Annotated in this window: 25 protein-coding genes; 16 read left to right on the forward strand and 9 right to left on the reverse strand. The window is 44.8% G+C overall.

Annotation, left to right across the window (positions count from 1 at the left end; genetic code table 11):
- Position 1: 1 nt before the first annotated feature.
- Positions 2–1,264, reverse strand: a complete 1,263-nt coding sequence (locus ABXJ76_RS10195; RefSeq protein WP_432740345.1) for a leucine-rich repeat domain-containing protein — start codon at positions 1,262–1,264, stop codon at positions 2–4.
- Between the two features lie 2 nt (positions 1,265–1,266).
- Complete coding sequence (locus ABXJ76_RS10200; RefSeq protein ID WP_432740346.1) at positions 1,267–1,758, reverse strand: hypothetical protein; 492 nt, start codon at positions 1,756–1,758, stop codon at positions 1,267–1,269.
- 137 nt (positions 1,759–1,895) lie between these two features.
- On the opposite strand from ABXJ76_RS10200, the gene ABXJ76_RS10205 reads away from it, so the two are divergent.
- The 3 genes from ABXJ76_RS10205 (at position 1,896) to ABXJ76_RS10215 (ending at position 3,973) form a co-directional block, all read left to right on the forward strand.
- On the forward strand, positions 1,896–2,426 hold the full coding sequence (locus ABXJ76_RS10205) for a helix-turn-helix domain-containing protein (RefSeq protein WP_432740348.1): 531 nt from the start codon (positions 1,896–1,898) through the stop codon (positions 2,424–2,426).
- 10 nt (positions 2,427–2,436) lie between these two features.
- On the forward strand, positions 2,437–3,015 hold the full coding sequence (locus ABXJ76_RS10210) for a transposase (RefSeq protein WP_432740349.1): 579 nt from the start codon (positions 2,437–2,439) through the stop codon (positions 3,013–3,015).
- 328 nt (positions 3,016–3,343) lie between these two features.
- Positions 3,344–3,973: a recombinase family protein gene (locus tag ABXJ76_RS10215; protein ID WP_432740351.1), complete on the forward strand. Its 630-nt coding sequence runs from the start codon at positions 3,344–3,346 to the stop codon at positions 3,971–3,973.
- An 84-nt stretch (positions 3,974–4,057) separates the two neighbouring features.
- On the opposite strand, the gene ABXJ76_RS10220 is transcribed toward ABXJ76_RS10215, so the two are convergent.
- Positions 4,058–4,204, reverse strand: coding sequence for a hypothetical protein (locus tag ABXJ76_RS10220; RefSeq protein ID WP_432740352.1), 147 nt, complete (start codon positions 4,202–4,204; stop codon positions 4,058–4,060).
- A gap of 250 nt (positions 4,205–4,454) precedes the next feature.
- The gene (locus ABXJ76_RS10225; RefSeq protein ID WP_432740353.1) at positions 4,455–5,009 is read right to left on the reverse strand and encodes a recombinase family protein; all 555 of its coding nucleotides are present in this window, start codon (positions 5,007–5,009) and stop codon (positions 4,455–4,457) included.
- Between the two features lie 205 nt (positions 5,010–5,214).
- Here ABXJ76_RS10225 and ABXJ76_RS10230 point away from each other — a divergent pair, with 205 nt between their 5' ends.
- From ABXJ76_RS10230 to ABXJ76_RS10245, 4 genes are all read left to right on the forward strand, one after another.
- On the forward strand, positions 5,215–5,400 hold the full coding sequence (locus ABXJ76_RS10230) for a WGR domain-containing protein (protein ID WP_432740354.1): 186 nt from the start codon (positions 5,215–5,217) through the stop codon (positions 5,398–5,400).
- A 61-nt stretch (positions 5,401–5,461) separates the two neighbouring features.
- Complete coding sequence (locus ABXJ76_RS10235) at positions 5,462–5,827, forward strand: antitoxin Xre/MbcA/ParS toxin-binding domain-containing protein (RefSeq protein WP_432740356.1); 366 nt, start codon at positions 5,462–5,464, stop codon at positions 5,825–5,827.
- Positions 5,824–6,363 carry an RES family NAD+ phosphorylase gene (locus tag ABXJ76_RS10240; RefSeq protein WP_432740358.1) on the forward strand — a complete coding sequence of 180 codons (540 nt, stop codon included), beginning with the start codon at positions 5,824–5,826 and terminating at the stop codon, positions 6,361–6,363. Before ABXJ76_RS10235 ends, ABXJ76_RS10240 begins: the two co-directional genes overlap by 4 nt.
- Positions 6,364–6,585: 222 nt before the next feature.
- Entirely contained in the window at positions 6,586–6,789 is a 204-nt protein-coding gene (locus ABXJ76_RS10245; RefSeq protein WP_432740359.1) for a hypothetical protein, read from the forward strand.
- Between the two features lie 246 nt (positions 6,790–7,035).
- On the opposite strand, the gene ABXJ76_RS10250 is transcribed toward ABXJ76_RS10245, so the two are convergent.
- Entirely contained in the window at positions 7,036–7,752 is a 717-nt protein-coding gene (locus ABXJ76_RS10250; RefSeq protein ID WP_432740361.1) for an HAD-IA family hydrolase, read from the reverse strand.
- Positions 7,753–7,930: 178 nt separating this feature from the next.
- Between ABXJ76_RS10250 and ABXJ76_RS10255 the strand changes: the two genes are divergently transcribed.
- The 3 genes from ABXJ76_RS10255 to ABXJ76_RS10265 are packed head-to-tail and all read left to right on the forward strand — an operon-like array spanning position 7,931 to position 11,088.
- Positions 7,931–8,491 (forward strand): recombinase family protein, encoded by a 561-nt coding sequence (locus ABXJ76_RS10255; protein WP_432740364.1) that lies wholly within the window; start codon positions 7,931–7,933, stop codon positions 8,489–8,491.
- A 4-nt stretch (positions 8,492–8,495) separates the two neighbouring features.
- A complete protein-coding gene (locus tag ABXJ76_RS10260; protein WP_432746495.1) occupies positions 8,496–10,130 on the forward strand; it encodes an IS481 family transposase in 1,635 nt (544 codons plus the stop codon).
- Positions 10,120–11,088, forward strand: coding sequence for an ExeA family protein (locus tag ABXJ76_RS10265; protein WP_432740365.1), 969 nt, complete (start codon positions 10,120–10,122; stop codon positions 11,086–11,088). The genes ABXJ76_RS10260 and ABXJ76_RS10265 overlap by 11 nt, the downstream gene beginning before the upstream one ends.
- 304 nt (positions 11,089–11,392) lie before the next feature.
- Here ABXJ76_RS10265 and smbP read toward each other — a convergent pair whose 3' ends face one another.
- Positions 11,393–11,728 carry a small metal-binding protein SmbP gene (gene smbP / locus ABXJ76_RS10270; protein ID WP_432740366.1) on the reverse strand — a complete coding sequence of 112 codons (336 nt, stop codon included), beginning with the start codon at positions 11,726–11,728 and terminating at the stop codon, positions 11,393–11,395.
- Between the two features lie 212 nt (positions 11,729–11,940).
- The gene (locus ABXJ76_RS10275; protein ID WP_432740367.1) at positions 11,941–12,456 is read right to left on the reverse strand and encodes an aspartate carbamoyltransferase; all 516 of its coding nucleotides are present in this window, start codon (positions 12,454–12,456) and stop codon (positions 11,941–11,943) included.
- Between the two features lie 499 nt (positions 12,457–12,955).
- Between ABXJ76_RS10275 and ABXJ76_RS10280 the strand changes: the two genes are divergently transcribed.
- Entirely contained in the window at positions 12,956–15,271 is a 2,316-nt protein-coding gene (locus ABXJ76_RS10280; protein WP_432740369.1) for a SulP family inorganic anion transporter, read from the forward strand.
- 93 nt (positions 15,272–15,364) lie between these two features.
- Here the strand turns inward: ABXJ76_RS10280 and ABXJ76_RS10285 are convergent, their stop codons facing one another.
- Positions 15,365–16,738, reverse strand: coding sequence for a sensor histidine kinase (locus tag ABXJ76_RS10285; protein ID WP_432746497.1), 1,374 nt, complete (start codon positions 16,736–16,738; stop codon positions 15,365–15,367).
- Positions 16,731–17,405, reverse strand: coding sequence for a response regulator (locus tag ABXJ76_RS10290; protein WP_432740370.1), 675 nt, complete (start codon positions 17,403–17,405; stop codon positions 16,731–16,733). The genes ABXJ76_RS10285 and ABXJ76_RS10290 overlap by 8 nt, the downstream gene beginning before the upstream one ends.
- A 338-nt stretch (positions 17,406–17,743) precedes the next feature.
- On the opposite strand from ABXJ76_RS10290, the gene ABXJ76_RS10295 reads away from it, so the two are divergent.
- The 5 genes from ABXJ76_RS10295 (at position 17,744) to ABXJ76_RS10315 (ending at position 23,092) form a co-directional block, all read left to right on the forward strand.
- On the forward strand, positions 17,744–19,339 hold the full coding sequence (locus ABXJ76_RS10295; RefSeq protein ID WP_432740371.1) for a SulP family inorganic anion transporter: 1,596 nt from the start codon (positions 17,744–17,746) through the stop codon (positions 19,337–19,339).
- 98 nt (positions 19,340–19,437) lie between these two features.
- The gene (locus ABXJ76_RS10300; protein WP_432740372.1) at positions 19,438–21,642 is read left to right on the forward strand and encodes a bifunctional SulP family inorganic anion transporter/carbonic anhydrase; all 2,205 of its coding nucleotides are present in this window, start codon (positions 19,438–19,440) and stop codon (positions 21,640–21,642) included.
- Between the two features lie 289 nt (positions 21,643–21,931).
- Positions 21,932–22,345 carry a hypothetical protein gene (locus ABXJ76_RS10305; RefSeq protein WP_432740373.1) on the forward strand — a complete coding sequence of 138 codons (414 nt, stop codon included), beginning with the start codon at positions 21,932–21,934 and terminating at the stop codon, positions 22,343–22,345.
- Between the two features lie 81 nt (positions 22,346–22,426).
- Positions 22,427–22,633: a hypothetical protein gene (locus ABXJ76_RS10310; RefSeq protein WP_432740374.1), complete on the forward strand. Its 207-nt coding sequence runs from the start codon at positions 22,427–22,429 to the stop codon at positions 22,631–22,633.
- A 39-nt stretch (positions 22,634–22,672) separates the two neighbouring features.
- The gene (locus ABXJ76_RS10315) at positions 22,673–23,092 is read left to right on the forward strand and encodes a protein YgfX (RefSeq protein WP_432740375.1); all 420 of its coding nucleotides are present in this window, start codon (positions 22,673–22,675) and stop codon (positions 23,090–23,092) included.
- Positions 23,093–23,126: the final 34 nt, after the last annotated feature.

Here is a 23,126-nt window from a genome sequence, read left to right on the forward strand (position 1 = left end):
TCTACCCCGTAATTGTTAAATTGCTAGTATCTGTTTTGTCTAACCAAGACTGTACAGACTCTTCTTTAGTCACATCCATATCATATGTAAAGAATTGGTATACATTGAAACCTTCTTTTGACAGCGGGGAGTATTTTGAACATAAATGAATTGCCTGACCTTTTAGAACTAGCTCTCTTAAATTGACTAGTTTTTTCATCTCTATTGGAAAATCATTGATACAATTATTCTCTAAAGACAATATTTGCAGGGAAGTTAAATTTCCAATTTCCATTGGGAAATTGGAAATATTATTATCATCAAGATCCAAGCGAATAAGGTTTTTGTATTCACACATTTCCTTTGGATAGTTTTCAATACTATTTCCATCAAGACAGATACCGTATAGCTTCTTTAAATTGCCAAGTTCTGGAGGTAAATGCGATATATTAGAATTTGGCAGGTGCAGATACTCCATAGAACGTAATTGATTTTTGTTTCTTGGGAAACCTGTTTGTTTATAAGCAGGGGAGTCAAAGTCTTGTAGTTCAGCTAAATTGTTTTCATTAGCCCATTGAACCAAAACATCCATCCAGCTATCGTCACTCCCAACTGCTTCATATTTTTCCAAAGATTCCTTATCAATTATTATTGAAGTGATCTGCTTATCATGCTGCTTTTCTGAAACGGCATTAATTAATTCCACACCAGATATACCTGTTAGAGTTGATAAATAGTTGACTAGACTAACCGCCGCATTAACATCATTTGCAATTAGAATAGAGGTTTGATTGATGCCAGTAGCGCTTAATATTAAAGCCTCAGAAATTTCTTCATTTAACATGAGGTTCTTTAACTGATTATATTTTTTTATTCCTGCAGGCTCGTTACTTGCGTACTTTCCTAGATAAAAACGTTTCATCACCTTGTCTACTATTTTTGTTCGAAACTCGACCATTAAATCCGCGTCAGAATGTAACTGAGTTGAAATATTTAATAGAAATTGCTGAGGGCCATCTTTTCCATCAATTTCAGGACATGATCTTTGCATTGCCCCTTTATATTCGGATGATGGAATACCACTACTAAATGCAAATCTCATTGCTTCATTGTCACCCTGACTTGCTGCATCAATTTCTTCGAGAACAAATTGATGTGCTAACTCATTGGTTTTTAACATGTCGCAAATAACTTCTGCAAACCTTTGGGTGGCATGTTCAAGTCCATCTTGCTCAATTAAATCTTGGATTTTATTTTTTTTGGATTTCCCGAAGATACCAAACATACCTACCTCCTATCCTGCAATTTTACTTGCTTAATAAAATGTTTTAGCTGCTCATGTAAGACATCAGCTAGAATATTTGGTGTGGCCTCTTTTGCACTTACTCTACCAGTCAATATTTCCTTCGAGATCACACTAAATCTCACAAAAAGTAGAATCATGTATTCTCCAAACATTTCGTGAAACCGTTCAGAAGAAACTGAAGCGAGGGTATCCGATACATCTTGCATTAATTGTTTATCTAAAACTGGCAGCATTACCTTAAGAGTTTCACCTGCTGACTGGCAAGCGTTATCATATTCTTTTGTATTTGCTTCTATACCCAGTAAATTACTCGTTTCTGTGCGAAACCAACTTACCACAATATTTTCTAGGTTTGGATCATTTTTATTTCTTTTAAACATGCTGAAAAAGCCCATATCATTACTCCTATTTGAAAATTTACTTACGTTCAGAGAGCCCATCATTTCCGAATGAGCCTGACTATCCTGAAACATAACAAGTTATTAAGCTGTTAACAGTATACCTAACCAAGGAACCTGGGTCGCAACAATAAATTTTTCATACTACTCCCATTTGATTAAAAAATGGTCTATCTTTAAGTTAGTGAAACAGCCAAATTTAAGGGGGAGGTATGATTCGCAGAATACGCCTTCAGCGCCTAGCGCCTCAAGACAGGAAAGCTTGGCAAAAGCAGTACTATGAACATCAAAAGCAATGGCAGCGCAGGCGGCTTTTGGCACTGAAAGCCATTTGGGATGGGCAGAACTTGTCCGAAGTTTGCAGTGAGCAAAAGGTACGTTGGCAGACGCTGGTTTATTGGCTCGACAGCTATTTACACGGCGGCTTTGATAAATTGCTTAAAAAAGCACCTGTGCATCGGAAGCAGCTTTTGTCTGAACAGCGACAACGTATCGTGCGCTATATAATGTTACATAAAACACCAGCAGATTATGGCATTGACAGTTATCAATGGACTGCTGATCGGATGCGCACAGTGATTGAGCAGAAGTGGCAGATCAAGATAAGCAATGCTCGCCTGTATCAATTGTTCGACCAATGGGGTCTATCGTTACAAAAAGCGCACCGCGATTATGGTCCTACCCATCCCTGTGAACAGGCTCAATTCATAGCTGACTTAAAAAAAAACGGTACAGCTCAATGAAGAGAGTGCGTTGATTGCTTTCGATGAATTTGCTTTACAGAGCTTACCTTACACCCATTACGCTTGGGCCAAGAAAAATACCAAGCCGAGAATACCGAGCGATGAGCGTCACCGGCAAAAACTCAACGGGTTTCTAACCGTCGATGTGCAACGAGGAACTACTCGTGTTGATTTTAACCAGAATAGTACAACAGAAGAAGCGGTAATGGTCGTTGTACTTACTGTATTGGTTTATCTACAAAAAGGACTCAATCAGTTAACTTTTTTGCTTGATAATGCCAGAATTCACGGCAAACGAATGGAAGTCGGTGTACATGAATTGCTTACCGAAATCGCACAGCATGTGGAGTTACCAGCGTTTAGTCTTAGCTTTTGGCACACGCCTAGCTATTCGCCTCAACTTAATCCTGCTGAATACCTTATTCACGAAGTACGGCGAAATGGTTTATATAACGTGCCTTGTACATTAACAGTACACGAAAAGGCTGAGCGTATTCAGAATCAGCTAGCACGAGGTTCGCCCATGACCGATTTGCAAATGCGCAAGCTACTTGACTTCATAGCTCGCTCTAAAGTTAAACGGTTTTAGAGTAAGACGGGAGTAGGCTATTATTGCCCATCCCCCGAAAATGTAAAACTAGCCTGTTCGAAGTCCTAATGCTCAGGTATTTGGTCAATTTGAATGGATAAATAGGATGGTTAATTAGATGGCGGCCAATTTACATTGCTTTTCGCCTTATTAGCCATATGATTTATGCTTAGCCAATTACAGTTTACCCAATTTGGCTACTGATTTTACAGTTTCGGGCGTTGGGCACAATTAGCCGCATTGTACGCCAGTTTTTGGTAAGATAAACCGGTTCAGTAAATCTTGGTTCAGAATATCGTTTTTCAGTTAGTAAAATGGACTCATCCGTATGAAAATAGGATATGCGCGCGTTTCAACTAAAGAGCAATCTTTGTCTATGCAAGTTGATGCCTTAAAAAAAGCCGGTTGCGATCAAATTCATGAAGAAATTGCCAGTGGTGCCAAAACGTCAAGACCGGTGCTTGAAGAAATTATGCGAAACCTGCGGGAAGGTGACACATTAATCATTTGGAAATTAGATAGGCTGGGCAGAAACCTGGCTCATTTAATCCACCTGACAACAAAATTAATTGAAAAAAAAGTGGGGTTAATCAGCTTAAACGATCCGATTGATACATCGACTGCACAAGGGCGAATGGTGTTTGGTATTTTTGCTTCTCTTGCTGAGTTTGAGCGAGAATTAATTCGTGAACGAACACAGGCCGGGTTGAAGTCGGCCCGGGCCAGGGGTCGAAAAGGCGGACGACCTAAAGGGATGACTCAAGCGGCAATAGAAAAGGCAACCATTGCTGAAGCCCTTTACAAAAATGGGAGCATTCCTGTGAAAAAAATTGCTGAACAATTAGGAATCTCGAAAACCACGTTGTATTTGTACCTTCGGTATCGAAACGTTGAGATAGGAGTCATGCCTAAACATATAGAGGCAATGGCTTCAGAAACAATGCTTATAGATATTTAAACAACATAGCTCAGAACGAACACTTTTGGGGGTTCTTCCACAGGCCCCCCTATTAGGTCTTATTTTCAATACCTTCGCCAAAATTTAAGCCGCTCTTGCATGAATCCTGCCGATTTCTGCGGCTTGGAAGATACGGTCATCGATTAAAAACGTGTCATCATTTTTGCCCAGCGAATTGATAATCCGCCGCGTGTATTTTCGGGCTCTGAAGATGGTTTTCAAGTCCAGCATACTGCCCTTGTTGGGGTTAATTAACCAAAAGAACGGTTTGTCCCAAGACCCCTCTTAAGCCCTTGGTATTAGCGGGGTACAGACAAAATATTAATTTCAAAACTGTCGATAATATTTTTTATAAGTTGTTGAATATTATTGTAATTATGGATTATTTGGTTTTCATGCTTATAAATGAGGCTGATTTGATGTTGTGAAGGGGTAGCCGCCAAAGTATTCATGCGCAACAATGTAAGACTCAAGATTACCATCACTCGCTCGTTTCATTCAGCAATTTGTAAACGGTTGACCGCCCAATGCCCATTTGTTTGGCGATGTCGGTTGCCCCTAATCCATTCTTATGCAATGCCTGTAGTCTTTCCGTATCGACGCTACGCTTGCGCCCAAACTTCACCCCTTTGGCCTTGGCCTCGATGCGGCCCTCGTTGGTGCGCTCAAGGATGCGTTGTCGTTCCGCCTGGGCTACGGCGGACAGAATGGTGACGACCATTTTGCCCATGGTACCTTCGGTGCTGATGCCATCATCCAAAAAACGGATGGCAACGCCGATGCTATCGAATTCTTTGATCAAGGCGATCATGTCCGCCGTATCCCGTCCCAATCGATCCAACTTTTTGACCAGGATCACGTCGCCTTCTTCTACCTTGACCCGCAGCATATGCAAGCCATCCCGGTTGATGTGGCTGCCGGAAACCTTGTCAGTAAAAATACGGCTCGTTTTGACCCCGGCTTCCTTCAGCGTCTTGACTTGGCCATCAAGGGATTGTTGGCTCGTAGATACACGGGCATAACCAAATAATCTCATTGCTTAAAACTGTCTCCTAAATCGATTAATAGACAGAGTGTCTAATAATGCACTGAAAAACGATTTAATAGACAGTTTATTCTAAGCCAATTACCCTGTCTACAAACTTATAATATAATAGACACCTATAACTATTGACACTTGTTGATGTCGCAATAGAGTTTCTGAAAAAACGTCGCTTTCTAGGCTTTGAGCAAAAATAACCATGTTTGTGTCGCCAGGCTTATTTGACGATTGGTCACTGATTAAAAAATGGGGGCGAGTGGGATCTACTGACAGCACAGTCAGAAATGATTTGTTTGATACTCAGGAAGAAGCTATAACGGAAAGGAATAAGTTGTGCACTGCTAAATGCAAAAAGGGCTACCACACCCTTCGTGTAGATAAATAATGCATGATATTTAATACGCCCTATAATTAGCACCTATAAAAGGTTAAATATGGAGGCATTTATGGCTACTACCAGTTTTTTGCATCAAGTTATTTCCGACGAGGGGTTTATTGCGGCCAATACCTTGGCCAAGGTATTGCACATCACTCAAAGCGATCTTGCCGAGGTTACCGGCTTGTCCCGCGATTCGGTTTCCAAGAGTTCCCGGTGTAAAAGCCGCTCCACGCAAGCACGGTTAAGGGATACGGTAGAAATCATCAACCGGGTATCGGAGTGGTCCGGTGGCGTAGGGCGTGCATTTTCCTGGTTTCGCTCGCAACCTTTGCCATCATTTGGTGATAAAACCGCAGAAGATCTGGTCAAAGAAGGCCGCGCAGAGGCTGTGAAAGCCTATCTAGCGCGAATCGCCGACGGTGGTTACGCTTGACGATAAGCATTAGCCGGTTTACCGGCATTGTGTATCGTGCGCATCACCCTATGTGGTCTTACAATCCCATATCCGGCAATGGTGCCAAAAAACATGGGGGGCGATTCAACCCGATTGGCTGTGCGGCACTTTATCTATCGCTTGACCCGACCACTGCATGGATGGAAGCACAACAGGGTTTCCCTTTTAAACCGCAACCGATGACGTTAGTCGCTTACGAGATTGATTGCGCGAAAATAGCCGACCTTAATGATGAAAAGCTATTAGCGAACATGGGCAGCTCGTCACAAGAACTTGGCTGCGCCTGGGAAGATCTGGCGACTCAAGACCTGATGCCACCAACATGGAGGCTAGCAGAGCGATTGCAAGCGCTTGAGGTTAACGGAATATTGGTACGTAGTTTTGCATCCGGTTGCACAGTCAAAAATCAAAACCTGGTTTTATGGCACTGGTCTGATTTAGAACCGAATGTCGTTCGAATGATTGATGACTTTAGCCGACTTCCCAAAACCACTGAATCATGGGCTGGCCAATAAAATGAAATTATTGATAATCACTTGCCAATATTTAACATGATAACCGGCTGGTTTGGTTTTGCTGGGATATTTAGGATTAGCTATTGGAGGTTGTAAGCCCTAAATCGCGAAATTGTATATTCCTTTTAAAACCAACAAGATGTAAAAATAATTTTAAAACGTTACGGTTCGTGGTGGACTTTCTCCTTTTGAAAGCAGTTTATATTTTGTTTTTGTGTGTTTGTGTTTGTGTACCTGGAAGCGATTGAAGAAGACAATATTGATGCTTTGCAAGACGTTTTAAAAAGCATTAACTTTAATAAAAAAATCGGCCAGCGCACCTTGGACGATGACACCTTAATTGATTTTATCCAGAATTTTGAAAAAATCCCGTTGCGCGACCAAGACTTTAAGTTTCCCGATCTTTTGGGTTCGGCCTATGTGTAACGGCTCGCTTTTGAAATCGGTTGGGCTCGCAATCAGCGCCGTTTTTGGCTCACAATAATTGCAAGTGAAAATATACTCCGGCTCACATTATCTGCAAATGAGCTTGCATTTATCGGCACCGGCTTGCATTTCATTGTCGCGGGCTCACTTTAATTGCAAATGAAAGCCTGGCTCCAGAATTGACGCAATGCTGTGAATTGATCGGATTCTTACGACCCAAACCCGAAGGTGAGACGGGGGCAATAATTATTTTGAATACTCATAACGTTTGAGTTCGGCAATGCTAGCAAAGTGATCGAGTAGTTCAGGAAGCTGAGACATATCGTCAAATGCCACTCCGGTTCGGCATGACGAGGTTTCACCATTTCGCACATACCGGAATGCTTTCATTCCTGCTGCTGCGGCAGCCTCAATCCCAGCTTCACTATCTTCTACAACCACGCATTGGCTAGGTGTAAAGCCCATCGCATTTGCTGCGTATTGGAATAGACCTGGCTCCGGCTTCCAAGAGCCAACATCATATGAACTGAAGATGCTGTCACCAAAGTAAGGTGCGAGGCCGCTAACTTGCAGTGCCTGACGGATTTTCAAAGGAGGCCCGCTTGAAGCAATGCACTTGGAGAAGTTTGTGGCTTCGAGCATCTCAACAACGCCGGGCATAGGTTTCAATTCACCAGAGAAGAGTTGTGCAACGCGTTGGCGATAATGCTGTTCAAACTCATCTGGCAGATTCTGGCAAAGACGACTCTCAAGATCAGCAAGAATTAGGGCCAGCTTTTTGCCACGATACCTCTGGATCAATGATTCCACCGTATCACTCAGCTGCGGAAGCAGATCGAGAAACGCTTGATTGCAAAGTCCTTCACTGTCTACGAGCGTACCGTCCAAATCAAAGATTACACAGATATCCAACTTAGATAACATGCCAATGCACGTAAAAAACAGTTTCCAAATAATATCCAATCATAATTAATCATCAATTTCCAATGGCTTGTTTTGGCCGCTGCCACAAGTGTACCACTTAGGTATACCCCAATGAATCGTTCTGTTGAGACACTTTATTCGTCTCAATAGGGTTGTTTTGCCAATTTTGGTATGGTATTGTCTGAGGCTCTAAAGGCTAATGAGACACTATTGATTTATGGCACTCTACGGATATGCTCGCGTTTCCACTAACGATCAAGATTTTACTCTGCAAGAACAAGCATTACGCGCGGCCGGCTGTGAAGTCATCAGGGCAGAGAAAGTAACCGGTACAAGCCGGACTGATCGGACTGAACTTCAGGTGCTACTGGATTTCCTGCGGCGTGGGGACACGCTTGTTGTTACTCGAATCGACCGTCTTGCGCGTAGCATAAAAGATCTTCAAGACATCGTTTGCACGCTGAAAGAACAGGGCGTCACTCTAAAGGCGACAGAGCAACCTATCGACACGCGCAGTGCGGCGGGTAAAGCTTTCCTGGACATGCTGGGCGTTTTTGCCGAATTTGAAACCAATCTCCGGCGTGAGCGCCAGATTGAAGGCATTGCTGCCGCAAAATCACGCGGCGTCTATCGTGGACGCAAACCATCGGTCGATACCGCAGAAATTCTGCGTCTTCGTCTCGAAGATAAGCTGGGCGCAACGGAAATTGCGCGGCGGCTTGGTGTCGGTCGAGCTACAGTGTATCGTGCACTGGCCAACTGTGAAAAACAAGCATAAAGTCATTCCCGTTGATTCACTACTGCAATTGCGGCAGCGGCTTGATCGCTTGCCTCCGAAAAGTCCGGAACGAGCTACTCAAGTTGCGGCGGTAGCCCGACTGTACGGTGTCTCTATAACAACCGTCTATCGAGCACTACACGCTTTCCGAAAACCGCATGCCGCGCATCGTGCCGACCACGGCAAGCCGCGGCTATTACCGCAAGCCGAATTGGAGCGTTACTGTGAACTGATTGCGGCGCTGAAGCTGCGCACCACCAACAAACAAGGGCGCCACCTGTCCACCAGGCGGGCCATTCAACTCATGGAAGACTACGGCGTAGAAACTGCCCAGGGTTTAGTCAAAGTTCCCAAGGGGTTATTGCGCCGTCCGACAGTCAATCGCTATCTGTCTTTGTTACGACTGGATCAGCCTCGAATGTTACGCGAACCGCCCGCTGTGCGGTTCCAGGCCGAGCAAAGCAACGACTGCTGGCAATTTGATATGTCGCCATCCGATCTTAAGCACATCGACAAACCTGAATGGATCGATCCATCAAAGGGACAACCGACCTTGATGTTGTTTAGTGTGGTGGATGATCGTAGTGGCGTGTGCTATCAGGAATACCGGTGCGTGTATGGCGAAGATGCAGAGTCTGCACTACGCTTTCTCTTCAATGCAATGGCAGCCAAAGCAGATACCAATTTCCCGTTTCAGGGGCGACCCAAGATGATCTATCTGGACAATGGGCCGGTAGCCAAAAGCAGTGTGTTCCAAAACGTTATGCAGGCACTCGGCATTGAATGGCAAACCCATATGCCGGCTGGCAAGGATGGAACCCGCACAACGGCCCGCTCAAAAGGTAAGGTCGAGCGCCCATTCCGAACCGTTAAAGAGACGCATGAAACGTTATACCATTTCCACAAGCCGGAAACCGAGCTACAGGCCAATGAGTGGCTAATGCGCTACCTCCTGAGTTACAACGATCAATATCACCGTTCCGAGAAACATTCCCGCTTGACGGATTGGCTGACCCACTTACCAGTAGAAGATTTGCGCGATATGTGTACCTGGGAGCAGTTCTGCCATTTTGCGCGTGAACCAGAATCGCGTAAAGTGGGCGTTGATGCGCGGATTACTGTTAGCGGCACTGTTTATGAAGTGGAACCCGGCATGGCCGGGGAATTCGTTGTTTTACTCTGGGGCTTATTCGACGACCAAATGGTTGTTGAGTTTGACGGCGAAAAGTTTGGGCCTTACTACCCTGTGTCCGGACCTATCCCGCTGCATCGGTACCGCGCATTCAAACGCGGCAAGGCTGGAGAACGTGCAGACCGAATTCGGGCGTTGGCTGATCAGCTTGGACTACCGATTTCGGCTCTGTCCGGTGATGATGTGCGCTTGGTGCCGTCTACGGTGTCTGTGGAGGTGCCGAAACAACCCTTTGAGACTCAGATACTGGAATATCAGTTTCCCAATATAATTGCCGCCAAGCTGGCCATTGCTGACGACCTAGCTAAACCGTTAGCAAAACTTTCGGCATCTGAACGCGCTTTCATCGACCAGATTCTGGCCGACACCCTGACACGTAGCGTTGTGCTGTCACGAGTGCGTAGCTACTTCCGTGACCAAAAAAGAGGAGAAGAACATGCGAGTTGACGTGATGCAGCATTACAGATTGACACAGCCATTCAGCCAGGCCGGATATTTCGAAACAGAGTCGCACAAGCAGCTGCTCAAGGACATCAAGGGTGCCATTCAGGAAGGCCGACTGATTGCCGTATGCGGGGTTGTCGGTAGCGGCAAGACCGTGACCATGCGGCGTTTACAGCAGCAATTGAAGGAAGAAAACAAAGTTACCGTATCGAAATCGCTGACAGTCGAGAAGCACAGCGTTAAGCTGACCACGCTGATTGCAGCCTTATACTACGATATTTCCACCGACAAGAAAGTGCAGATACCTAAGGGCGAACAGCGCGAACGGAAATTGAGCGACCTCGTACGTAAGAACAAGCGTCCAATCGCCTTGTTTGTCGATGAGGCACATGATCTGAACAGCCATACGCTAATCGGTCTGAAGCGTTTAATAGAAGTGATCGAGGATGGCGATGGCCAATTATCCGTGATTCTTTCCGGACATCCGAAGTTACGCAACGATCTGCGGCGGCCAACGAGGGAAGAGATTGGTTTTCGTACCGATGTGTTCAACTTGGATGGTATTGCCGGCAGCCAGCGTAAATACATCCATTGGCTGATCAGTTCATGCACAAAGAGCAACATTGCCGTTGAATCCATCCTGACAGAGGAAGCTATTGACCTGTTAGCAACGCGACTGCGGACACCGTTACAAATCCAACTACATCTCACTTTGTCACTCGAAGCGGGCTATCAAACCGGTGAAACGCCGGTATCTGCCGACTTGGTGGAATCAGTGCTATCACGTCAACTGGACGATCTGGAACCGACGCTAACTCGCCACGGCTACCGCATCAAGGACTTGGTCGAACAATTCGATACCAAACCAGCGGAGATCAAGGCGCTATTCAGCAATAGCTTGGACGCCACTCGTGCGGCTGAACTACGTAGCCAGTTTTTAGCCGCTGGTCTGCCTATCTGACTGGTCTGCCTATCTGATTAGTGTCTGGAGCCTGAATTTCAGTTGCATTTATTGTGAGCCCACGAAAATGAAATGCAAGCCGGTGAGGATAAATGCAAGCTCATTTGCAGATAATGTGAGCCCGGCTATTATTTCATTTGCAATTAATTTGAGCCCAAAACAGCGTTAAATGCAAGCCCAACCGATTTCAAACGCGAGCCGTTACAAATAGGCGCATCTTCGGTGCAGTCGTCATTCCAAATAGTACTAAATTCAAAACAAAAAAAAGGGCGAATCACTCCGCCCTCCCCTTAACATATTGAGATTATTTGTTTCCAACTTGGATGTGCTTTACAGCTGCTTCAGCATGTTTAGTCGCCACATCTGTATGATCCAAATTACCATGATCAATAGCCTCTTGCAGCTCCTTAGCAGCAGCGTCTAAATGGGTTTTTGGTACGCCTTTAGCGACTATGGATGCTGCCGACGCATGCTCCATTGCCAACTTTGCGTGTTCGACCAGAGACGATGACTTGCCGGCCTTACCTTGCTCTACTGCCGCATTGGCGTGTTTCAGTGCCGCTTCTGCATGCTCTTCGGCGAAAACCGCAGTACTGAGAAACAACAATAAACCTGCACATGCTAATGCTAATTTTTTCATGATCCTGTCCTCATTAAAATGTGGTAAAAAACCCTTATAAAAAATCAAAAGACAAAAGCATAGAAAAATCAATCTCTTGTCAGTTGCATACTCATTCATTTAACTTTAAAAAATTAATTGGTATATTTAAAGCAAATACAGAATAAGGGAGGTAAATTATTTATTCAATTAGTAGCATTACTTATTAGCTATCTGCTTCCAAAAGCAGACCTTTACTCAGCAGGCGTTGAATGGTGCCGACTGTGTTCGGGTATTTCAGCATTTCCATGCTCGATCTTCTGGGCGTCAAACCATAGATGAAGCGCCTGAACAAGCTCAGGATACTCAGTCGAGTAATGTATCTGTGCTCCATCGGGTAAAACTTTATATTCAAATTTTATATCATCGGTTTCTGCCTTTTTTAATTGGGCCAGACCCGGCATATCAGCGCCGTGTATGCGCTCAGTCACAGAAAAATCACCTTTTCTGAATTCATCGGCAATTTTGAGTAAATGCGCCCTGATCAATTTTATTTGCTTGGTATTGTCGGCTGCTTTGGCAACAACGTGCTGAATACCGCCATGAACAGTCTTGGTAAATGTCTCCAGGGTTTGGTCTACTGAAAACGGTACCAGTTGCTGCATCTGTTGATGCACTTTATCACTCTGCACAGGGCCGGTTTTTTCAAGAGCCAGCGCTGTCGCAGAGAAAAGTAAAAGCCCAGTCAAAATTAATAGATGATTTTTCATGATCTTAGTCCCGTTTATGGCTGTCTAAAATGTCAATTATTAAAAAGTCACTTTGAAGTATCCCCTGTTTGCGAACCCCGACAAATACGTACGATTACCTATTAAATACCGATTCTTGATATCGATAGCATCAGTGCCTCGCCGAAATTCAGGGGGCAACTGATGTTACGCAAGTTTATAGAGTGTAAGCAGAAAATTGTCCTGTAAAACATGAATAAATAAAATGATCATGGGACCTGAGTACTGTGAAAGGTTATTGAAAGGTTAATCGATTAGGATAATAGCCGTATTAAGCGGTTGTCGGCCAAAGACCCACTACCGTTAAAGTCTATCGTTTCTAATTGATAAGTTTTCATCGTCTTCATCTTCTCTAAAGCTAAGTCGATACAAGAAATAACAAGCCATCGATTTTTTACCAAAAACACGATGCAAAAAATACGTTTATCAAACCGAGTAACTCCATAAGGAATAGCATGTCCCATTCACAAGGCAATCAGCCATGATTTTGCAACGATTAAAACGCTTTAACAATTTTTTCGACAGTCGCTGGGAGGATTTAACCCGCGACACTTGGATACAGTCGACATATCGGGACTTTAGCGCAGGATTGATCGTAGCGCTGACGGCGATTCCGATGGCAATGGGTTTTTCAATGGCAATGGGACTTCGACCGGAGCAAGGTATTATTGCCGGTGCATTGGCTTGTGCGGTAGGTCGAACATGGGGCGGTTCCAAATATCAGGTTTACGGCCCTACTGCAGCCTTTATTCCGTTAATCGCCGGGCTTATGGCCAAATACGGCGAAGCCAGCGGCGGCACCCCGCAGGAAGCTCATGGTTTTCTGGTATTGGTATCGATAATAGCCGGCGTAATATTAATGCTAATGGGCGTATTCGGCCTTGGCAAATATGCAAAACTAGTGCCGAATTCCATCGTCGTCGGCTTTACGGTTGGCATAGCGATCGTTATCGCGTTGACCAATATCGAAGATATTCTGGGTATGGAAAATATCAACGATATGCTAGGGCAGGATGAGAACATCACGGGAGGGTTAGTTCATAATATTTCTCAGGCGTTTTCCAATCTTGGCATGATAAACGGCTGGTCTGTTGCAATAGGTTTGGGTACGTTTTTCTTAACCAAATATTTGCTGCGCATTTCGATATTTATTCCGGCGCCGCTGATTGCTATTGCCACATCGACTGTGGTGGCGGCAACATTACTGAGTGACAAAGGCATTATCGTAGTGGGTGATATTTACGGTTCAATCCCTAATAATTTTTTCGTATTTACACCACCTATTATGCCGACGATGACCTCCGGCGTTATGATTGATATTGTTTATTTTGTTTTTGCTATCGTATTCGTGTCAGGGGTCGAAAGTCTGCTGTGTTCGTCGATGGCCGACCGCCTTGCCGATAACCGTAAAACGCCATTCGACCCCGACAAGGAGTTCTGGGGTCAGGGTTTGGTGCAAATTATTGTACCGCTGATCAACGGCTTTCCCTGCACCGGCGCACTGGCTAGAACGGCAACCAGCATCAAGGCTGGAGCCGTTACCCCTTTGGCGGGTTATTTTAAGGCGATTCTTAAACTGGCTTTAGCTTATTATATAGCCAGCTATCTGGAAGTTGTGCCAATGGCCTGTATTGGCGGCATTTTACTTTGGGTGGCGACCAACATGGTTAAACCTTCTGAAATCAAAGAAGTCATGATGCACAATAAGTTTCATGCCGGTTTAATGATTTATACCGCAGTTATGGTGCCTATGACTGATTTTTTGACCGGCGTGCTGTCAGCATTGATTATTTATGTTGTGCTGTTTAAATTTCTGGATAAACCGGTTAAGCACGGTGCCGAACATGAAGTGGAAGCAATCGGTAAGGCTCAAGAAAAAATCGCCTCAAACGGCCAATTTAATCGTGTTACCGTGCCTCTGGCGATGACCGATGAAGATGCCGAATTGTTGCATTATGCCGCTAACCTTGCCAAACGAGAGATTGCCAGGGAATTCAATTTTGTTCATGTAATTCCACCACAGCGGCAACCGCTTCAGCCGAAACAGGAAGCGTCTATCAAACAGCGTATCCGTGCTGAAGTTGATAAATATTTCGATACCCCGGTTGAAGGCTTGATATTAAATAGCCAGGTCATGAGCGGAGCATCGCGTCTCGACAAGCTAATTGAATATACGGTGACGTCAAACTCGGATCTGATTTTGCTCGGCCATCGTAAAGGGCGGTCTGGCCAGCGTTCTTTAGGCCGCCGCTTGGCGATGGTCACTAAAGCGTCAGTGTGGATGATTCCTGAAGGCACCGCCCGTGACATCAAGCGCATTGTTGCTCCGGTTGATTTTTCTAAAACTTCGGCCGACAGCTTATCGCAGGCAACTGCACTGGCTAAGCTGCATGGATTGAGCGAGATAACGGCATTACATGTTTATTTCGATTCATCAACAATACGTTACGAGGAGCATGTAGACGAAGTCAAATGGCATGAACAACATGTTTTTGAGGGGTTTTTGGCTAACATAGAAACTCACGGCATCACCATAAAACCTGAGTTTGTCGAGAGTAGCATTCCCTCCCACGCTATTTTACGTAAAGCCAAAGAGCTTGAAGCCGATCTGATTGTAATGAGTACGCGTGGACGCAGTAATGCCGCGACTATTCTGCTCGGTAGCGTGACGTCGCAAACCATGATGGATTCATCAATCCCCATTGTTGCGGTTAAGCATGTCGGCGATCATTTAGGTCTGCTTGATGCCTTAATTGCCAGCCGGTTCTGGGAAAAGCCTGATCCAAAAACCAACTAAGTTGTCTTTCATAAAAACCGGTCAAGCAATCGACCGGTTTTTTTATGTCCTATAGATTGTAAATATCGCCCCAACTTGTCATCAATGACGGCTTTACTTCCCCTCAAAGATCAGCTCAATCCGGGTGCCGCCTGCTTCACCGGCGTGATCCAGTTCAAGGCGCGCTTTATGCAAATCGGCAATCTCTTTAACGATTGCCAACCCTAAGCCGCAACCATCGCCTGAACTTCCTGGGATACGGTAAAACCGCTCAAAAACTCTGGCTATTTCTACATCCGGTATACCAGGACCATCATCTTCAACGATCAAAGTTGGCAAGGGATAACGCTCGACTTTAACGACAATATTGCCCTTGTCATAACCGTAACAAATGGCGTTATCGAGCAAATTAGCCAGCAATTCCCGCAGTAAAACTTCATCACCTTGCACAAACAGCGGTTGCTCAAAACCTTCAAAACTCAGCTCCATGTGCCGTTGCAATGCTTTAGGAACCCAGTCTATACAGGTTTTTCTAGCCAATGCGCACAAATCCAGCTGCCGTAATTCATAACCGCCATTGATCGGTTCCGACCGGGCTAAAATCAACAACTGTGTAGTCAGATGCGACATACGATCGGCACAACCCTGAATTTGTATCAATGCCGGTTTAATCTCCGCCACATCTTGTTTACGTAGCGCTCGTTCAGCCTGTAATTTTAAGCCGGCCAAAGGCGTGCGCAACTGGTGCGCGGCATTGGTAATAAAGCGTTCCTGCGAAGCGATAGCCTGAGCCAGACGTTCCAATAAGTCATTGATGGTATCGGTCAGGGCGCGCACTTCCAGAAAAATATGTTGCTCTGGAATCGGGCGCAAGTCGCGTGGCGTTCGCTGGGCAATTTCATCCGCCAGCACATTCAACGGCTGCAAGCCACGTCTTACACCCGCTAATAAATAGACGCCGACTAGCAACACCAGCACTAGCTGTGGAACAAGGTCGGCTAATAAAATATCCATCATCATGCCCCTGCGTTTATTTAAGGTCTCCGCAACGTGGACAAAAATTTTTTCAGGAGTTTCATCGTGAGTAATGAGAATGGAGACCACTCTAACCGGTTCACCGTACATCTCGTCATCAAAATAGATGGGGCTTGACCAGTTGATTTCCGGCACTAAGGGTTCGGGAACAAATTTGTCCCCTTCCAACATACCTTTTTCTTCCGAGATTATTTTAAAATAAGTCTTATCTAATTCGTCCCATTTAAAAATATCCAAAGCAGCAGGAGGCAATTCTACAAAGATATTGCCTGCACGCACTTTGATGCCCTCTGTTAATGATCTTGCGGAATCGAGCAGCCAGCGATCGTAAGCGACATTGACATGGTGCAGGGTAACAAAATAGGACAACACCGTTTCGATGCTCATAAAAAGAATGAGGGGAATAGCCAGACGTAACAGAATTTCTGTTTTGAGACTGCGACTTTTATTCACCATCTGATCGCTCCAGTAAATAGCCGAGTCCGCGCACCGTTCTAATGACCGCGCCATAAGGCTCTATGCGCTTGCGCAGTCGGTACACATAAATTTCAATGGCATTATCCGTTAAGGCATCGCCATCAACGGCCAATCGTTGCGCAATGGAATCTTTACTGACCACATTGCCTGTTCGCATCATCAGGACTTCCAAAAGACCGTGCTCCCGCGCTGACAACATAATCGGCTGCCCGTCTACCAGCACTTGGTGGTTATGGGTGTCCAGGGTCAGCCGTCCACTCACTATGTCGTTACTAAAGCCGCCGTAGCAGCGTCGAATCAGGGCGCGAATCCTGGCCTCTAACTCCCTGAGTTCAAAAGGCTTAGTCATATAGTCGTCGGCGCCCTGTTCAATGCCATTAATTCTGTCATTGATGCCATCGCGCGCGGTCAAGATCATGATGGGTAAAGGTATTTTACGGTTGCGAAGTCTACGTAATAATTCCAGGCCATCGACATCCGGCAAGCCCAAATCAAGCACGATCAAATCGAAACCTTGTGCTTGCAGTAAGTGTTCGGCATAAGCCCCCGAAGTTGCACAGGTCACTGAGTAACCGCTGTCGCCCAGCGTATGAATTAATCCATCTGCCAAAACGGCGTCGTCTTCTATCAATAAAATGTTCATAAACTGGAATAGCTAGGGTGAAAGGTTGGTGAAAGGGAAAGAGATTAAAATTATGGCTTGATAAACCTAAAGCGCCCCATTACTTTACTTCAGTATCCAAACATAAGGGTACCAACTAAAAAAGAGAACACCGCTGATAATTCGTGTTCTCCTGTAAACTTAGCCTCTGCTGAGCCTTTACAAAAAAACAATGATACAGTCGAAAAGCAGGGCCATAAAGTAAAAGACATCGTCTTATAAATTTGCTTCGTGGATTCGAGAAGCAAGGCAATTAATATTTTAATTTCGATTCGATATTACTTACAATAGCTGCAAATTACTTTAACGGACTCTTAGCTATGATACATAAACACACCCAATATTATTTTCGTCACCTGAAAGACGATATTCCAGCGGGAATCGTGGTGTTTTTAGTGGCTTTGCCCTTATGTCTCGGTATAGCGCTGGCATCAGGAGCCCCCCTATTTTCCGGCTTAATCGGCGGTCTGATCGGTGGACTCATTGTCGCCTGGCTCAGTGGCTCACAGCTCGCCGTTTCAGGCCCGGCGGCCGGTTTAGCCGTTATTGTTTTTAATGCCATTGAAACCCTCGGCGGTTTTCAAGGTTTGCTGGTGGCCTGTGTGTTAGCGGGCATCATGCAATTGATGTTGGGATTTTTGAGAGCCGGAATTATTGGCGCTTTTTTTCCTGCCGCAGTCATTAAAGGCATGTTGGCGGCTATTGGTTTAATTTTAATTATCAAGCAGATTCCTCATGCAACAGGCTACCACACCAGTTATGAAGGCGATGAGAGTTATATGAAGGAAACCGCCCAATCCAGCTTCATCGAGTTATTTGATGCGTTTGGCGGTATATCGCCAGGCTCGGTTATGATCAGCGTCGTAGCATTGCTACTGTTAATGCTATGGAGCACGGCATGGTTTAAAAAACAAAAACTGCTAAAACTGGTCCCCGGCCCCTTAGCGGCAGTGGTTTGGGGGATTGCCTATAATAGCGTCGCCCGACAATTTGCTCCTGAATGGGCAGTCAGTGGCGAACACTTGGTCAGCTTGCCGGTTTCGGAAAAAGCCATCGACTTTTTCGATAACTTTGTACTGCCAAACGCCAGCTATCTCAGCCATCTTGGCAATCCACATGTTTATACGGTTGCGGTAACCATTGCGATTATTGCCAGTCTGGAAACCCTGTTAAGTCTGGAAGCAACTGATAAACTCGACCCGATGAAACGACTCGCGCCCACCAATCGCGAGCTGAAAGCGCAAGGCGTCGGTAATATTATCAGCGGCTTAATTGGCGGTTTGCCAATGACCGCCGTTATCGTGCGCAGTGCTGCCAACATCAACGCAGGCGGGCAAACCCGTGTGGCCTGTTTTACTCATGGCGTGTGTTTGTTGCTCAGCGTCATGTTTTTGTCGCAGTACCTAAACCATATTCCGCTCGCTTGCTTGGCGGCCATTTTATTGCATACCGGTTACAAACTGGCCAATCCGGCTTTGTTCAAGTCATTTTACCGAAAAGGCATGAGTCAATTTCTTCCTTTCGTTATCACCATTATTGCGATTCTGGCAACCGATTTATTAAAGGGCATGGCCATCGGTATGATTATCGGTCTGTTTTTTGTGATAAAAACCAATTACCACGCGGCCATTACGTTCATTCAGGATGGCTCACATTATCTGTTGTCGCTAAATAAAGATGTTTCTTTTCTGAATAAAGCGCTGTTAAGAAAATTTATTTTGAGTATCCCTGAACAAAGCACGGTCACTATCAATGCCAGCAAAGCCAAATTTATTGATCACGATATTATGGAGACAATTGAAGATTTTCTGGCTGCTGCGCCGGACAGCAATATTAAAGTCGAACTCATTGATCTGCACGGTAAGGATAAAATCAATAAACATGAGGCGATAGTGATATTAAATGGTGATAGCTAAATTTTCCGCACGCGGGAGGCTACTGATTTTGAATAACCATTCAAACATAAACACCTGAAAAGTGAATTTTTATGAAAAAGCAACAAACAGAAATACCGATGAATTCAAACCCTAAAACGAATAATGGCAGCCTGTTTGCCAACCTGAAATACGATTTACCCGCAGGCATTGCCGTTTTTCTGATAGCTATCCCGTTATCATTAGGGATAGCACTGGCATCGGGCGCACCGCTGTTTTCAGGATTGATTGCCGGCATTATCAGCGGAATAGTGGTGGCGCCGTTAAGCGGTTCTGCGCTAGGCATTAGCGGTCCAACCGCTGGTCTTGCGATCATCGTCTGGTCAGCCATTGACAAACTGGGATTCAATGGTTTTTTACTCGCCCTGGTCGTAGCGGGTATTTTCCAAATTATCATGGGGCTGTCTAAAGCGGGGGTTATTGCCTATTACTTTCCGTCATCGGTGATTAACGGCATGTTGTCGGGTATGGGTTTTATTCTTTTTCTTAAACAGATTCCCCACGCTATGGGTTATGACCGGGATTATGAGGGCGATACCTCTTTTTTTCAGACTGATAATTACTCGTCTTTTTCTGAGTTGGCACATATGCTGGATTTCAGCTCGCCTACGGCAATAATGATTGCGCTGCTATCACTGGCAATTATTATCTTATGGGAACAACCGTTTATGAAAAAATTTCGGTTCTTTCAATTATTCCAGGGCGTTTTATTCGCGATTTTAATCGGCACGTTCATCAATCAAGGTCTGCACAATTTTTATCCTGAACTGGCATTAGGTGGCAATCATCTGGTTATGATTCCGGTCTTGAAAAACACCAGCGATTTATTGGGTCAGCTGCATTACCCTGATTTTTCCCAGATCAATAATCCGTCTATTTACCTGACCGCGTTAACCCTGGCTGTTGTGGCCAGCATAAAGACCCTGCTCTCAGTGGAGGCGGTTGATAAAATGGATCCCTATAAAAGAGTCACCTCTACCAATAGGGAGCTCATTATTCAGGGAATCGGCAATGCCTGTAGCGGTTTAATCGGCGGTCTGCCGCTGGCTCAAGTCATCGTGCGCAGTTCCATTAATATTCAATCCGGTGCAAAAACCAAAACGTCAGGAATCATCTACGGACTGTTATTACTGTTTGCGGTCATTCTTATTCCAGTACTGATCAATAAAATTCCTTTAGCCAGTTTGGCCAGCGTATTACTGGTTGTCGGTTATAAATTGATTAGGCCGAAAGCTTTTAAAATCATGTACAAAGCGGGTATGTATCACTTCATTCCGTTCTGCGTCACCATCCTGGGCATGATTTTTACCGATCTGCTGATCGGTCTTGCTATTGGCATGATCACCGCCTTGTTTTCGATATTGCTGGAAAATTATAAAAGTGGTTTTTATCTGAATGAGTCGCACATCGGCAATAAAACCATACTCCGATTATCCGAGCATATCTCTTTTCTGAATAAAGCCAATATCCAACAGACTCTTGAACAGTTGCCCGATCATTCGGAAGTTGTGATTGACGCAACCCGTTCAAAATATATTGATTACGATGTCTACGAAATTATTGAAAACTTTAAAATCGAAGCGCAACGAAAGCACATCAAGTTGACCATTGAAAACCTGCGCGGATTTGGCGTGCTCGAACCGGTTGAAAATGCGAGGGCATCAACCTACGATGCCCAGCAAGCATTAACACCGACTACCGTGTTGGCGTTACTGGAAGAAGGTAATGAACGTTTTGTTAATAACCTAAAATCCAACCGGAATTTACTGGAGCAGATTAACGACACCCGACAAGGGCAATTTCCTATTGCGATTATTCTTAGCTGCATGGATTCGCGCACCTCGGTCGAATTGATTTTCGACCAGGGTTTGGGTGATGTGTTCAGTGCGCGGGTGGCGGGCAATGTCATCAATGACGACATCCTCGGCAGCATGGAATATGCCTGTAAGCTGGCCGGTTCAAAGTTAATCGTGGTACTGGGCCATTCGCATTGCGGTGCAATCAAAGGCGCTTGCGCCAATGTGGAACTGGATCATTTAAGCGGATTATTGCACAAAATAAAACCGGCTGTGGATGCTGTTCAGGCCGAAGAGTACGGGAAAATCAGCGCCAGTAATAACGAACTTGTGCAAAAAGTGGCCGATAAAAATGTGCGAATGACCGTCGAGCAAATTAAAAGTAAAAGCCCTTTGCTAAACACCCTGTTAAAAAGCGGCGAAATCGATATAGTCGGCGGCATGTACGACATTGAAACCGGAAAAGTGAAATTCTATACACCTGATTAACAGCAAGATACCAGCTGGTTTTACGATTATTCGCAACAACTGACCCTGGGGCAACGAATTCAGTCAGGAATCGGGCTGGCATTATCTGCTGATGCCTCAAGTACATTGGAATTTTAATGACCATGTCACACTCCAAGCAGGTACCGGGTTCAGTCAGACCGATGGCCGTCAAACCGACTGGCTGGGAACTTGGCGAATGGTTTACGCATTTTAGATTCAGTATTGAAAATACCCTTACGTATCTTTTAGAGATTCAATTTTATTGGGCAAATTATTTTAGGAAAAACCTATGATTCCATTAGCTAACCGAAAAATACTGAGCCGTTTCATTGTATTTGGCCTTGTTGTAACGCTATACGATATGATATTGCACTCATTGATTGTAGTTATACACATTGCTTTTGAGTGGTTTGAACTCGGTCTTGAAGAACTTATCGAACATATTTTTCATACTAGCCGCCAACAAAGCCAGATTATCGTTTTTTATTTGCTATGGTTGATGGCGTTTTGCTTACTCTATTATTTATGGCGCACGTTGCCGGGTGTTTATAGACGGTTTAAAACACAACTTCTTGCTACCAGCTTAGAGTATAAAGCCTATTTTAAGGATTGCTGGAGCGAACAGTCTTCAATCCAAAAAGTAAAATGGCTTGCCTCTTTTACGGTCAGCGTATCTTTCCTAGCCTTTGTTGCTTTTAGTTAATAACCAAGTTATCGACTGTTGCTGACCACCTCCTACTTGAAACTTTTAACATCTAGCTATGATAAATAATTCAAAACTTATATGACTCAGCCACTTCTTGCTTATATTCGCCACATTGTCACTGTCGATGAAACCGCAGAAGAAACTCTTCACCTGTTGAAAGCTGCCAAAGCAGGCATTGATTTTGATCCTGCTACCATTCAAAATCAGGCAAAGTCCATGCAAGGGCAACGCATGTATCTAATGCGCCAGCTCACCGCATCACCTCATTCACCCAGCCCGCTATGAACAGGTCATCAATCGATGGCAAAATAAGCTAAATCCAACTTGGCAAAAAAACACGAAGCTTCGCTGTTGGTGGAGCTTAAACCATCCAAACGATTAAAGCAGTTGCTGGTTGTGATGCATACGCTGGCCTTGGCCTCAAGCATCGCCAATGCGTTACCGGTTGCCGTCAAACTGGCCTTGTCGACCGGTATCTGCATCCATTTTTGGGGTACTGTTAAACGCTTAACCAAGAAATCCTACAACATCAAGCATACCGAAAAATTTGGTTGGGAAATATCCGACGGCAATGACTTTGAATCGATCCAAATCCTGAATTCAACCGTGATCACCGTATTCGCGATATTTTTGCATTTTAACAAAAACGCACAGAAGCAATCCCTACTGATACTCAACGATGCGTTAACCGAGGATGATTATCGGCGGCTTATCGTCAGACTGAAAACGGCTGGTAAAAAATAACAAAAAATCACCGCAAGCGTGACGGGGTTTGCAA

Origin of the sequence: Methylobacter arcticus, assembly GCF_050917435.1 — a bacterium.
Classification (GTDB): domain Bacteria; phylum Pseudomonadota; class Gammaproteobacteria; order Methylococcales; family Methylomonadaceae; genus Methylobacter_A; species Methylobacter_A titanis.

Coding starts and splice junctions, on each gene's coding strand:
- ABXJ76_RS10195 (WP_432740345.1), bottom strand. CDS start 1,264: ATGTTTGGTATCTTCGGGAAATCCAAAAAAAATAAAATCCAAGATTTA.
- ABXJ76_RS10200 (WP_432740346.1), bottom strand. CDS start 1,758: ATGTTTCAGGATAGTCAGGCTCATTCGGAAATGATGGGCTCTCTGAAC.
- ABXJ76_RS10205 (WP_432740348.1), top strand. CDS start 1,896: ATGATTCGCAGAATACGCCTTCAGCGCCTAGCGCCTCAAGACAGGAAA.
- ABXJ76_RS10215 (WP_432740351.1), top strand. CDS start 3,344: ATGAAAATAGGATATGCGCGCGTTTCAACTAAAGAGCAATCTTTGTCT.
- ABXJ76_RS10220 (WP_432740352.1), bottom strand. CDS start 4,204: ATGCTGGACTTGAAAACCATCTTCAGAGCCCGAAAATACACGCGGCGG.
- ABXJ76_RS10225 (WP_432740353.1), bottom strand. CDS start 5,009: ATGAGATTATTTGGTTATGCCCGTGTATCTACGAGCCAACAATCCCTT.
- ABXJ76_RS10230 (WP_432740354.1), top strand. CDS start 5,215: ATGTTTGTGTCGCCAGGCTTATTTGACGATTGGTCACTGATTAAAAAA.
- ABXJ76_RS10235 (WP_432740356.1), top strand. CDS start 5,462: ATGGCTACTACCAGTTTTTTGCATCAAGTTATTTCCGACGAGGGGTTT.
- ABXJ76_RS10255 (WP_432740364.1), top strand. CDS start 7,931: ATGGCACTCTACGGATATGCTCGCGTTTCCACTAACGATCAAGATTTT.
- ABXJ76_RS10265 (WP_432740365.1), top strand. CDS start 10,120: ATGCGAGTTGACGTGATGCAGCATTACAGATTGACACAGCCATTCAGC.
- smbP (WP_432740366.1), bottom strand. CDS start 11,728: ATGAAAAAATTAGCATTAGCATGTGCAGGTTTATTGTTGTTTCTCAGT.
- ABXJ76_RS10275 (WP_432740367.1), bottom strand. CDS start 12,456: ATGAAAAATCATCTATTAATTTTGACTGGGCTTTTACTTTTCTCTGCG.
- ABXJ76_RS10280 (WP_432740369.1), top strand. CDS start 12,956: ATGATTTTGCAACGATTAAAACGCTTTAACAATTTTTTCGACAGTCGC.
- ABXJ76_RS10290 (WP_432740370.1), bottom strand. CDS start 17,405: ATGAACATTTTATTGATAGAAGACGACGCCGTTTTGGCAGATGGATTA.
- ABXJ76_RS10295 (WP_432740371.1), top strand. CDS start 17,744: ATGATACATAAACACACCCAATATTATTTTCGTCACCTGAAAGACGAT.
- ABXJ76_RS10300 (WP_432740372.1), top strand. CDS start 19,438: ATGAATTCAAACCCTAAAACGAATAATGGCAGCCTGTTTGCCAACCTG.
- ABXJ76_RS10305 (WP_432740373.1), top strand. CDS start 21,932: ATGATTCCATTAGCTAACCGAAAAATACTGAGCCGTTTCATTGTATTT.
- ABXJ76_RS10310 (WP_432740374.1), top strand. CDS start 22,427: ATGACTCAGCCACTTCTTGCTTATATTCGCCACATTGTCACTGTCGAT.